This is a genomic window from Neobacillus niacini, assembly GCF_046591715.1.
Classification (GTDB): Bacteria; Bacillota; Bacilli; order Bacillales; family Cytobacillaceae; genus Neobacillus; species Neobacillus niacini_L.
On record NZ_JAWVNQ010000004.1, the window covers coordinates 208,643 to 221,749 of the forward strand.

The window sequence follows — 13,107 nt, forward strand, 5'->3', positions numbered from 1 at the left end:
ACCGGCTTGTGTTAAGCCGGCCATACCTGCAAAAATAGAATTTCTTTACTGGGCTTTAACACCTTTTTCATTAAAGTATTTTTGTGCTCCAGAATGGACCTCAATTCCCACACCATTTAAGGCGTTTTCTACCTTAATTAATTTCCCTTTTGCATGAGTCACTTTATCAAGATTTTCAAAGATGGCTTTTGTAATTTTATAAACAATATCATCTGAAAGATTACCGTGCGCCACTAACATTGCTTGAACAGCAACAGTTGTTACCGCAGAATCCATACCGTATGTCCCAGATGGAATTTCTTCTTTTACATAAAAAGGATACTTTTCAATAAGACTATCGATTTTGTCTTGTTCAATAGGAACAATGACTACATCCTCTGTTGCCCCAAGGCTTTCAACTGCTCCTGTAGGTGTTCCAGCTGTTACGAAGGCCGCATCAATCGTACCATCTTGAATTCCTTGTGTAGATTCATCAAATGAAAGATCTTGTTTTTGAATATCGTCAAAGGACATACCGTGTACTTCAAGAATCTGCTCGGCATTTGCTACTGTACCAGAGCCCGGAGCACCAACAGATACCTTTTTTCCTTTTAAATCTTCAACGGATGCAATCCCAGAATCTTTTGTTGTAACAATTTGAATCGTTTCTGGATATAAGGTCGCAATTGCCTTTACGTTATCAACTTTATTGTTTTCAAACATTAATTTACCTTCCACTGCATAAGAGGCAATATCAGTTTGAGAGAAGGCAATTTCTGCATCGCCATTCTTCAGTGTGGTCATGTTCTCAGCAGATGCACCGCTTGTTTCAGCATTTGTATCAATTCCTGTTTCATCTTTAATGATTTCCGCAAAAGACCCCCCTAATGGATAATAGGTTCCACCCGTCCCGCCTGTTAGAATACTAATAAATTGCGGCTTTTCTTCCCCGTCATTTGCCGGTTTTTCGCCGCCCTCCTCTTTATTTCCACAAGCTGCGAGAATCATAGTAAGTGTTAAGAGAAAGGCCATTGATAGATGAAACCTTTTCTTTTTCATAGAAATTTCCCCCTTTTTATAATATGCAGTTCATCAATCAATACTTATTATTCAAAAGGTAGAAACTTGTCAATTTTGTCAATAATAGTTCTTTAGTCCTATAAAAACACAAAAAGAAAAACCCTTTCAAATGAAAGGGTTTTTTCAGCTATCTGCGTTTTTTCTTAGCATTTTTCGTCATTCTGCCTAATAAAAATGCTCCTGCAGCTACACCGATTATCGTGTTAGTTTTCTTAGTAAAAACTTGTTTTGCAACTAAATTTAAGTTTTGAGGTCTTTCTGCAAGCCGCCTCATAAAATATCCATACCAGTCATTTCCAAAAGGAACATAGGTGCAGAAATTATAACCTTCTTTAGCCAATTCAAGTTGAAGTTCTTTTCTGAACCCATAAAGCATTTGAAACTCATACTGTTCATTTGGAATGTTGTTCCTCTTAACAAATTCCTTCACATGGTTAATAATATTGTGATCATGTGTGGCAATAGAAGTGAATTTGCCGTTTAATAAATGCCATTCGATTAATTTAATAAAGTTTGCATCAATATCATTTTTATTTTGGTAAGCGTATTCAACGGGCTCCTTATAAGCTCCTTTTACAATTCGTAAACGATAGTTTTTGTACTTTTCAAGGTATTCATCAGCACGCAGCAAATAAGCCTGAATAACCGTTCCTACGTTATCATATTCCATAGACAAATCATCCAAAACATCAAAAGTCGGCTGCAGGTGGCTGGTATCTTCCATGTCAATATTAACAAAAATACCATAGTTGTTTGCTTTATCAACGATTTCTCTTAAATTGCTTAAGCAAAAGCTGTATTCAATATCTAAACCTAATTGAGTAGGTTTTAATGAGATATGTGCATCAACTTTGTGCTCATGGATTGCTTCAATCACCTTGAGGATTTGTTCTTTCGCTTCTGTCGCTTCTTCCTCTTTAAAGACAAATTCACCCAAATTATCAACCGTACAGGAAATTCCATGCGCATTTAGTTCTTTAATACTTCTTATTACTTCATCAATATTGGTACCTGCAACAACACTTTGTGCACCCAATTTTAAGCCATACTTTTTTGCTGCACTATTTAAGAATTGATTTTGTGATAAGCCCATAAATATATCTTTCAACATAGCGATTACCCCTTGCTGTTGTTATTTCACTATTATTTTAGCATAATTCCTTTAAATTCACCTTAAGTTTTTAAAAAAATTGTCGAAATTGTAAACGCTTTATTGCAGCCCTAAAAAAAGCAGCCGAGATTACTCTCGGACTGCCTTCCTTATAACCTTTATCTTCTATTACGATTACGCAGGAATGTTGGGATATCTAACGCATCTTCTGATTGTTGTCTTGGTTTGTCATGATTATGTGCCGGCTCTTCTGGTACACTTTGCTCACGACGGGACAGTACCGAAGATGATTGTCTAGAATTTGTTTCTCTCAAAGGTACGGCAGCACTCTTTCTTGCTGAAAGTTCCGTTTCAGAAAAACCTGTAGCGATGACTGTGATCATGATTTCATCTTTAAAGTCTTCATTGATGATCGAACCAAAGATCATATTTAATTCCTTGTCAGCTGCAGAGGAAACAATATCCGCAGCTTCTTGAACTTCATATAGACTTAAGTTGCTGCCGCCTGTGATGTTCATTAGCACACCCTGCGCACCATCAATTGAAGTTTCAAGTAATGGACTAGAAATAGCTTTCTTCGCCGCTTCCACTGCCCGGTCTTTACCTTTTGCTAAACCAATACCCATTAATGCTGTTCCTTGATTTGACATTATCGTTTTGACATCGGCAAAATCGAGGTTGATTAATCCAGGTACTGCGATTAGATCGGAAATCCCTTGTACACCCTGTCTTAATACGTTATCCGCTTCACGGAAAGCTTGTATCATAGGGGTCTTTTTATCTACGATTTGAAGCAAGCGGTCGTTAGGTACAATAATTAAGGTGTCTACTGCTTCACGCATCAAATCAATTCCTGCTGCTGCGTTGGTCGCGCGTTTACGTCCCTCAAATCCAAATGGACGTGTCACAACACCAATCGTTAAAGCTCCAAGTTCGCGGGATATTTGGGCAATAGCAGGCGCAGCTCCAGTCCCGGTTCCTCCGCCCATACCAGCGGTAACAAAGACCATATCTGCTCCTTTTAATACTTCTTGTATCTGCTTTCTGCTTTCCTCAACTGCATTTCTGCCAACTTCAGGATTGGCACCTGCTCCCAGGCCTCTCGTTAAGGTTGCACCAATTTGCATTTTAATTTCTGCTTTTGATAGTTTTAGAGCTTGGGCATCTGTATTTACCGCAATAAATTCTACGCCTTGAACACCGTCCTCTATCATTCGGTTAACGGCATTATTCCCCCCGCCGCCAACACCAATAACTTTTATTCTTGCTACTTGATCTATGTCCATTTCAAAATCCCACATTGATAGATTTCCTCCTGCTCTTGCAAAATTCATTGCCTCATTATTCGAAAAATTCTAATGAGCTTTTCTACTAAAGCTTTTAGTCAATTTATTAAACTATTATTAATATTATAATCTAACTAAAGCAGAGATTATATTGAATTTTGTCGAAACTTTTTCCTTAAATACTATTTTAACAAAAAACTGGGGATTTTTATATAGTCCAGCAGTCATTCCTCTTTTTTTTATCATTAAAATTTTGTTACAAAACGACAAAAGGCTCAGTACAATGACTGAGCCAAAGAATTATGAGAATATACTTTTAATGCTGTCGATTAATTCTTTAAAGAAATCTGCCACTTTTTGCAGAAAATTCTTGTCGCCGACTGCCTCTTCAATCCGTTGCTGAATGTCATTCGCAAGATTTTCAAGCTGTGATGTAACATTATCGAAATTAATATTTAGGTCTCTCATTTTTTCAAATAAGTCTAGTAATAGCTGTCTGTCCTCAGCACTTAGATTAATTTCTAATGTCTTTAATTTTTCATCAATAATGGCTGCAAGTTCTTCCTTGGATGCCGGATTCTGTTCCGCTATTTCCTTCTTTATTTCAGTCAAAAGCTCACTAACCTTATCCTGATCTAACCCTTCCTTTTTTGCCAGGTCCGTTGCTATGTTCAACTCTTCATTCGCAACCTCTGTCCGTTCTTTGTTTAGTCCTGCACCTTCTCCCGCATCATAGGCTTTATAGATCCCCACTAACGCAGAATGTCCGCTTACCTTAACCGGAGAAGCAACATCAACAACGGCATCTTGAATTCCAGCGGTCAATAAGGCATTAGCGTACATTTCATTCGTAACCTCTGTAATATTTTCGGGTGTCACCTGATTAATAATAAGTCCTTCACCAGAATCCTTTCTGGTGATTTTAGCAGAGGAATACATATTGGAGTGTGGATCACCTTTTATATACGTGACAAGATCTTCTCCTGTTACTGTAATCTCTTTAACCTTGCTCGTATCCTTTACCTTTAGTAACTCTCTTACTTCATCTTTTTGAGCTTCAGATAATGCCTCTCCGTAGACCACAATTGGCAGCCCAAACTTTTCATTGATACTCTCTTCATTATTACCATTTGTATCGGCGAACACCTTGCTTGTACTACTTACTGACAATATTAATGCAAGAATAATAGCAAATGCAGTTACCTTATAAAAACTCTTCATGTAAATCTCTCCTTAACAAATTCTAAAGTTGCTTCAACCTAAGAGACGCAATAATAGCCATTTTGGTTTCAACTATATTTAATTATAGTGTGTGAAAAATAAGAAAACCATCCCGGAGGATGGCTTCTACCCTTTTACAAAGCCGCGAATCTTTCTTAAATATAAAAAGTAAAATAGGCAGGAGAAAACTCCTAAAAAGAAAAAACCTGATACAACTGAAATACTTGAAGATATGATTCCAAAAAGAATGCCGACCGTAAATGTAATGATGCTCTCAATCAAGGATTGTATGGACTCCGTGGTGGCTCGTATCTCTGAATTTCCAAGATGGTGAATATAGCCAATTATGACAGGATCAATAACCCCGCTTGCTAAGAAGATCATAAGTATCATAAATAATCCGAAACTGCCTGGAAAAATAGCCGTAACAAAAAAGCACACAGAGGTAATTCCAAGGATTGAGAGAATGATTGACTCAGCCCTAAAATAGCTAAGCAGCAACGATGCAAGCAAGTTTCCTGGAATTCTTGCCAACGAAATGAAAGCTGAAAACACTCCAAAAAAAAGTACGGAATAACCAATTTCATCTAAGTAAAGCTGCCAAAACTCATCTAAATACGTGATGCAGGCACCTATAGCCATCGCATGCGTGATGATTGAGACTAACTTTGGATTGGTATTATAAATAGAGACAGATCCTCTGAGATAAAACATAAAATTTTTTTGTTTTGGTGGTGCCTCTCCATTTAACACAATCCTTACAGGCTCTTTTAGTAACAAGGTGAGTATAAAAGCAAGGATCATGCTTATGGCCGAAAGGATGTAGTTAAACTCAAAACCATAATATTTCGCTAGAACTCCCCCGGTTAGTGCCGCAATCAACGAGCCTGCAAAATCAAGCGAATTCATCCTGCCGACGATTTTTTCAAAAGATTGCTGCTTTTTGACGGCTGCAAGTGAATCATAAAGGAGTGCATTCCAGGCACCGCTTGTACAAGCACTTGAAATTCCTGCTAAACTCACAACCAATGTGAATGTCCAAAATTGATAGGCAAATAGCAATATAATAAGTTCCAGCATCGATAAGATTGCTCCAAATACGAGCAAAGGCTTTCGTCCAAATTTATCAGCTAACACTCCTGTAGGGATTTCAAAAATGACAATTGTAACGGCATAGATAATTTCACAAAGTACAACCATTAATACCGACATACCCCGCTGCTCCCAGAACAACCTTTCAATGACGTATGCAGGGATTAGGTTATGAAAAAATATAATAAGGTAAAGTTTATTTATGTTTTTTTCCATCATCCAGATGACTCCTCCTCTTTTTCTTTTTTTGAAAGAAAAATTAAAGGAGGGGGACGGATGGTTTTTTTAGATTAACAAGGCGGCCTTACCAAATACATATTATCAACTCCTAATTTTTTACCTGTTTTTATTTTAGTTCAAAGAAGGGAATTTAGTACACAACTTAAAATTCTATATTTTAACTATAATGTAGTATGATGAAAATGGAAAATTTTAATAAGTAGAGGAGGTCATCAAATTGATCGAAAATTTCAAAGCCTTCGTCGTGAATAAAACTGAGGCTGATTTTAGTGGTGAGGTTAAAAATCTTTCTATTAATGATTTACCTGCTGGAGAGGTATTGATTAAAGTTGCCTATTCCAGCATCAATTATAAAGATGGATTAGCAAGTATTCCCAAAGGCAAAATCGTTAGATCTTATCCTTTTGTACCAGGAATAGATTTGGCAGGAGTAGTGGTCTCATCTGAAGATCCCCGTTACTCAGCAGGTGACCAAGTCATTGCTACAAGCTACGAAATTGGTGTATCTCATTATGGCGGATTCAGTGAGTATGCGGTGATTCCTGCTGATTGGATTGTACCGCTGCCAGACACACTATCTTTAAAAGAGGCCATGATTTATGGAACTGCGGGGTTTACTGCAGCCCTTTCGGTTCAACGTCTTGAAGAAAATGGGCTTACTCCTGAAAAAGGGAAAGTGTTAGTAACTGGTGCGACCGGAGGCGTTGGAAGTATCGCTGTTGCTATTTTAGCAAAACGAGGCTACGAGGTTGTTGCAAGTACAGGCAAATCGAGTGAACATGAATATTTACATAAACTCGGTGCACAGGAGGTTATTTCTAGGGATGAAGTATACAATGGCGAAATTAAAGCATTAGATAAACAGCTCTGGGCAGGCTGTGTCGATCCGGTTGGCGGAGAATCATTAGCAGCTATTTTAAGTAAGGTCCATTATAATGGGTCCGTTGCGGTCAGTGGATTAACAGGAGGCGGCAACGTTCCTACTTCTGTGTTTCCTTTCATTCTTCGAGGTATTAATCTCCTTGGTATTGATTCTGTCTATTGTCCAATGGAGGTTCGTAAAAAACTTTGGGCTAGAATGGCAACAGATTTCAAATCTGAAGTTCTTGATTCGATTTCCAAAGAAATAAGTCTAGACGAGCTTGCACAAACACTTCCTATAATTTTACAAGGGCAGGCTAGGGGTCGTTACATTGTAAAAATGTAATGGCAAAAGCCGCAAAACCCGATAATCGGTTTGCGGCTTTTAGCTTACATAACCGAGCCTTGAAGACAATTGCTGGCTTGTCTGAAGCATAATAGGGCCAAGTTGATTTAATCTATCCATTGTCATCCTCGTGGAAGGCCCAGATATACTAACAGCTGCAACTACATTTCCGAGATGATCAAATACAGGAGCTGCGATACAGGTAATTCCATATTCATTCTCTTCTAAGTCTAAGGCATATCCTCTTTGCCTTATTTGTTTCAACTCAAGAAGGAGTGCCTCCATTGAGGTAATAGTATGGTCCGTATGAAATGGCATCCCTTTTCGATTAAGGATGGAAAGAACCTCATTTTCAGTTAAATATGCTAGTATCGCTTTCCCAACGGACGTACAATGCATCGGAGCTCTTTTTCCAACCTTTGAATGAGTTCTTAAAGTTTCGGTTCCTTCTAGTTTCTCAATATAAACGACTTCCCCCTGGTCATAGACCACGAGATGAATTACTTCATTTGTTTTATTTTCTAGTTCCTTTAGAAAGGGTTTCGCTTCCGAACGTATATCGATTGAATCTAACAGCTTTGAGCTAATATCTAGAAACTTATACCCCAGCTTATATTTACCTGTTTCACGATCCTGTTCGATATATCCGTATTGCACAAGCGTGGACAGGGTTCTAAAAACAGAGCTTTTATTGATATCGATTTGATTTGCTATCTCTGTAACACCCAAACCGCCTTTTTTCATCGCTACTAATGCAATGATATCCAGTGCCCTGCTTACAGACTTCACCATATTTTCTCTATGCAACCATGATCACCTCGTATAGCAGAACTTGTCAGGGTATTTTGCTGTAAACACCCTGACTACATCATTCTTTAAGATTGGACTGAAAATTTGGCTTTCGCCTCAAGTCGGCGGCTGTGCAAAATCGGTTCAGTATAGCCGCTTGGCTGGTCATAGCCCTTAAATACAAGGTCACAGGCTGCCTGGAAAGCAACAGATTGATCAAAGTCAGGCGCCATTGGTCTATAATTAGGATCCCCAGCATTTTGTTCGTCCACGACTTTAGCCATCCTCTTCATGGTCTCTATCACTTGTTCCTTCTTGCAGATTCCATGGTGCAGCCAGTTTGCAACATGCTGGCTGGAAATCCGAAGAGTAGCTCGGTCTTCCATAAGCGCTATATTATTAATATCTGGTACCTTCGAACAGCCAATCCCCTGTTCAACCCACCTTACGACATAACCAAGTATTCCTTGTGCATTATTATCCAGCTCTGCTTGAATTTCTTCTGGACTCCAATTGGTATTTTCTGCTACGGGAATCTGTAATATATCATTTCGTAAATCCGAAATACTGCCTAGCAGGTTATTTTGTACTTCTTTCACATTTACTTGATGGTAATGGAGAGCATGCAAGGTCGCAGCCGTTGGAGATGGAACCCAAGCCGTGTTTCCTCCAGCCAACAAATGTCCTATTTTTTGTTCAAGCATACTTTTCATTAAATCTGGCATCGCCCACATACCTTTACCAATCTGAGCTCTTCCTTGAAAACCGGTTGACAGGCCGTTATTTACATTTGATTTTTCATAGCTTTGCAGCCATAGTGTAGATTTCATTTCATTTTTACGAATCATTGCACCTGCCTCCATTGACGTGTGCATTTCATCGCCCGTCCGGTCAAGGAAGCCTGTGTTTATAAATACAACACGCTCCTTCACTTCATGGATACAGGCTTTAAGATTTAAAGATGTTCGGCGTTCCTCATCCATCACACCTATTTTCAATGTGTTTCTGGCTAATCCTAGTAAATCTTCAATCTGATTAAATAGCTCATTGGCAAAGGATGCTTCCTCTGGACCATGCATTTTTGGCTTTACAATATAAATAGAGCGAGTTTTGGAATTTACGAAAGAAGTGTTTCCAATAATTGAATGCTTTGCACATAAAGAAGTAACAACACCATCGATGATTCCCTCTTGAACTTCATCGCCGTTCACATCAAGGATTGCATTATTGGTCATCAAATGCCCAACATTTCGAACGAGCATTAATGCACGTCCAGGCAAGGTAAATTCACTGCCGTTAGGTAAATAGTAACGTCGGTCAGGATTAAGTGTACGAGTTAAGGTTTTATTTCCTTTAGTAAAAGTGGCAGAAAGAGTACCTTTATTTAAGCCCAGCCAATTCCGATATACGAGTACCTTATCCTGTGCATCCACTGCTGCCACAGAGTCTTCGCAGTCCATAATGGATGTTAGGGCAGATTCTAAGAGAATATCTTTTACACCAGCAGCATCACTTTTTCCAATTGGATGACTGTAGTCAATTTGTATTTCAAAGTAGTTATCATTATTTTTCAGCAGAATAGCAGATGGATGAGCTGGATTTCCTTGATAACCAGCCAATTTTTCTTCCTCTTTTAATCGAGCCTGCCTCCCATTACGTAAGCTAACGACTAAACTTCCTTTGTCAATCGTATAGCTTACCGCATCTTTATGGGAACCATCCTTTAAAGGTACAGCAGCATCAAGAAATTCCCTGCCAAAAGTGATAACCTTTTCACCGCGAACAGGGTTATAACCACCTTGTGCCTTGGCACCATCCTCATCACTTATGACATCCGTACCATATAATGCATCGTACAAACTTCCCCAGCGGGCATTCGCTGCATTAATGGCATAGCGCGCATTATCAACCGGAACAACTAATTGAGGACCAGCTTTTTGAGCAATTTCATCATCTGTCCCTTCAGTAGAAATACTAAAATCGTCAGGTTCTGGCAGAAGATAGCCGATTTTCTCTAAATAAGCTTTGTATCTAGTAAAATCGAATTCTTTATTTTCCCGGTGCCATGTGTTAATCTTCTTTTGAAGTTCATCTCGTTTCTTAAGTAATTCCTTATTTTTCGGTGTCAGATTGGTGATGATTTTTTCAAGACCTGCCCAAAATACCTTTTGATCCACTTGACTGCCTGGCAAAGCCTCAGAATTAATAAACTCATAGAGTTCACTAGCTACCTGTAAATCTCCCACTTTAACATAGTTAACCATTTACTTATTCCTCCTATCTGTCGTTTAGTATTACGAAACAGCGTTTCTATGAAGAACTTGACGTTTTCATTTCTTTTTTAATTTCCACGCAGCGCCCCGGAGTAGGAAAAAGCTTTCCGGCATTCAAGAGATTATCAGGGTTAAATACTTCACGTATATTGGTTTGAGCAAGGATTTCCTCTTCTTTAAAAACAAATCGCATTTCCTCACGCTTTTCAATTCCTACCCCATGCTCACCTGTTATCGTACCGCCAACATCTGCACACGCCTTTAAACATTGGCTTCCCGCTTCCAAAGCCTTTTTGGTTTCTCCTGGTTTACGAGCATCAAATAGAACGAGTGGGTGGAGATTTCCATCACCCGCATGGAAAATATTAGCAATCCTTAATCCGGAATCTTTACTGATTTGGGCAATTTTTTCGAGAACGACTGGCAGCTTGCTTCTGGGAATGACACCATCTTGTACTAAATAATCAGGTGAAATGGCACCCATAGCCCCAAACCCTGTTTTACGATTGGCCCACCATCGTCCTCGTTCTTCCTCATCCTTTGCGGCTCGAACCTCACGTACATTATTCTTTTTACAGACCGCAAGAATCTGGTTAATTTGTTCTTCTATACCCGCAGCTATTCCGTCAACCTCAATTAATAGGACCGCTTCAATATCCTTAGGGTGTCCCACCGGGAACGCTGCAGCTTCCACCGCCTCAATTGCTGTTTTGTCCATCATTTCAAGTGCAGCAGGGACAATACCTGCTGAAATAATATCTGAAACAGCATGGCTTCCATCTTCAACTTTATCAAAATAAGCTAAAACCGTCTGTTTTCCTTCTGGATTTTTGAGAATACGTACGGTAATTTTCGTGACTATTCCGAGAGTCCCTTCTGATCCGGTCAAAAGGCCGAGTAAGTCATATCCTGGTTCATCTAAAACTCCATTTCTGCCAATCTCAATTATCTCTCCATTTGGCAGCACTACCTCAAGCCCGAGAATATGATTAGTCGTTACACCATATTTAAGACAGTGCGCCCCGCCTGCATTTTCCGCGACATTCCCTCCAATCGTGCAGCAATATTGACTAGAAGGGTCAGGGGCATAATAATAGCCTCTATCAGAAATGGAGTTAGTAAGTTTCAAGTTGACGAAGCCCGGTTCAACAACCGCTCTCCTATTTTCAAGGTCTACACTAATTAGTTTTTTCATACGAACCAAGCTGATGATTACTTCACCATTTAAAGGAACTGCCCCGCCGCTCAAACCCGTTCCGGCACCACGGGCAAGAAAAGGGAGCTTATGCAAAGAGCAATATTTAACTAATTGAGAAACTTCAGCTGTATTTTTAGGAAAGACAACAGCCTTTGGCAAATGCTTATGGATCGTAAATCCATCACAATCATATGCGAGCAGATCTACTTTTTTATATAAGATGGAGCGAGTACCGCCGACGATTGCTGCGAGATTCATAATATGCTTGTCATTTGTGTTAAGTTTAATGACTGCCATTATTCTTATCCCCTTCTTCTTTTTGGTAAGCCCAATCGAGCAGTTGAACGGTATGGACAATCTTTTGATTTCTTCCGTATTTCTGGACACCCAATGCCATCTGTATCATGCAGCCGGGGTTCCCCATTGAAATCATTTCAACGTCTTCTGGTATGTTTTCCATTTTACTTTTGAGCACGGCATCAGCCATTTCAGGATTGGTAATATTATAGATTCCTGCACTTCCGCAACACCTGTCTGCATTAGGCATGTGAACCATTTCTACCCCTGGGATGTCAAGGAGTATCTCTCGGGGTTCCTTTCTTACTCCTTGGCCATGTGCTAAATGACATGCATCATGATAGGTGATACGCATATTCATGTTTACTTTTGGTTTTTCATATCCAGTATCATGCAAGTGTTTGGCAATATCCACTACCTTTTCTCCAAACTTTTCCGCACGTTCCTTCCATTCAGGTTCATCACGAAATAACTCACCATATTCCTTCATCATGCATCCGCAGCCAGCTGCATTGACGATGACCTTTTCCTCATTCTCAAATGCTTCTATATTTTGCTTTGCCAGCTTCCTGCCCATTTCTCTGTCTCCGGCATGAACATGCAAAGCACCACAGCACGTTTGGTTTTTCGGAATACTAACATCATTCCCATTGTGAGTAAGCACATTGATGGTCGCTTCATTGATATCACTAAAAAAAACATCCATCACACAGCCAGTCAGCATAGCCACTTGCTGCTTCGTTTCACTTTTAGCTTTAATATCAGTATTGAATTTATTACGGACTGACCCTTTTACTTCAGGCATGATTGATTCCATCTCTGCTAAATGCTTCGGCATGATTTGAATAAGCTTTGTTTTTCTAACCACCTTCTGCATACCGCTCTTTTGGTAAAATCTTAACAGACCGCCGAGTGACCTTAAGCGATTTTGATGAGGAAACACGCCATGGAGGAAGAACTTATTCACTGCTCCTTTCCACCCTTTAAGTGGAAGAGCCTGCCTGATTTGACCTCGTGCTTCCTCGATAAGACCGCCAACATCTATATCAACTGGACAGGCCGTGGTACAGGCACGACAATCTAAACAAGAAAACACGGGTTCCGCAAAATGTTCATCCACATTCAGCTTTCCTTCCGCCACTGCTTTAATCAGATAAACACGGCCGCGCGGGGAATGCTGCTCTTCACCACTTTGTTCGTATGTAGGACATGATTCCAAGCACATACCACAATGAACACAATCAGCCCACTTACTTTCTTGTGGAGGGTCATGCCATAAATAGTTTCCTAATGAAGAAGTGCAAGGCAGGGCTTGTTTTTCTTTTACACTCATG

At 39.6% G+C, this 13,107-nt stretch carries 10 protein-coding genes; 1 reads left to right on the forward strand and 9 read right to left on the reverse strand.

Going from position 1 to position 13,107, the window contains the following annotated elements; genetic code table 11:
- Positions 1-45: 45 nt before the first annotated feature.
- The 5 genes from SFC47_RS13270 to SFC47_RS13290 form a co-directional block, all read right to left on the reverse strand.
- Positions 46-1,038, reverse strand: coding sequence for a TAXI family TRAP transporter solute-binding subunit (locus SFC47_RS13270; protein WP_411254768.1), 993 nt, complete (start codon positions 1,036-1,038; stop codon positions 46-48).
- 148 nt (positions 1,039-1,186) lie between these two features.
- Positions 1,187-2,170, reverse strand: coding sequence for a proline dehydrogenase family protein (locus SFC47_RS13275; protein ID WP_411254769.1), 984 nt, complete (start codon positions 2,168-2,170; stop codon positions 1,187-1,189).
- Between the two features lie 158 nt (positions 2,171-2,328).
- Positions 2,329-3,471, reverse strand: a complete 1,143-nt coding sequence (gene ftsZ, locus SFC47_RS13280; RefSeq protein ID WP_411254979.1) for a cell division protein FtsZ — start codon at positions 3,469-3,471, stop codon at positions 2,329-2,331.
- 285 nt (positions 3,472-3,756) lie between these two features.
- Positions 3,757-4,677, reverse strand: coding sequence for a DUF1002 domain-containing protein (locus SFC47_RS13285; protein WP_411254770.1), 921 nt, complete (start codon positions 4,675-4,677; stop codon positions 3,757-3,759).
- Positions 4,678-4,803: 126 nt separating this feature from the next.
- The gene (locus SFC47_RS13290) at positions 4,804-5,988 is read right to left on the reverse strand and encodes an MFS transporter (RefSeq protein ID WP_411254771.1); all 1,185 of its coding nucleotides are present in this window, start codon (positions 5,986-5,988) and stop codon (positions 4,804-4,806) included.
- Between the two features lie 238 nt (positions 5,989-6,226).
- On the opposite strand from SFC47_RS13290, the gene SFC47_RS13295 reads away from it, so the two are divergent.
- Complete coding sequence (locus SFC47_RS13295; protein ID WP_411254772.1) at positions 6,227-7,216, forward strand: NADPH:quinone oxidoreductase family protein; 990 nt, start codon at positions 6,227-6,229, stop codon at positions 7,214-7,216.
- Positions 7,217-7,255: 39 nt separating this feature from the next.
- On the opposite strand, the gene SFC47_RS13300 is transcribed toward SFC47_RS13295, so the two are convergent.
- The 4 genes from SFC47_RS13300 to SFC47_RS13315 all read right to left on the reverse strand — a co-directional run bounded on the left by SFC47_RS13300 (position 7,256) and on the right by SFC47_RS13315 (position 13,106).
- The gene (locus tag SFC47_RS13300; RefSeq protein WP_411254773.1) at positions 7,256-8,023 is read right to left on the reverse strand and encodes an IclR family transcriptional regulator; all 768 of its coding nucleotides are present in this window, start codon (positions 8,021-8,023) and stop codon (positions 7,256-7,258) included.
- A 68-nt stretch (positions 8,024-8,091) separates the two neighbouring features.
- On the reverse strand, positions 8,092-10,269 hold the full coding sequence (locus tag SFC47_RS13305) for a malate synthase G (protein ID WP_411254774.1): 2,178 nt from the start codon (positions 10,267-10,269) through the stop codon (positions 8,092-8,094).
- Positions 10,270-10,315: 46 nt separating this feature from the next.
- Entirely contained in the window at positions 10,316-11,773 is a 1,458-nt protein-coding gene (locus tag SFC47_RS13310) for an FAD-linked oxidase C-terminal domain-containing protein (RefSeq protein ID WP_411254775.1), read from the reverse strand.
- The gene (locus SFC47_RS13315; protein ID WP_411254776.1) at positions 11,760-13,106 is read right to left on the reverse strand and encodes a (Fe-S)-binding protein; all 1,347 of its coding nucleotides are present in this window, start codon (positions 13,104-13,106) and stop codon (positions 11,760-11,762) included. Before SFC47_RS13315 ends, SFC47_RS13310 begins: the two co-directional genes overlap by 14 nt.
- Position 13,107 lies beyond the last annotated feature (1 nt).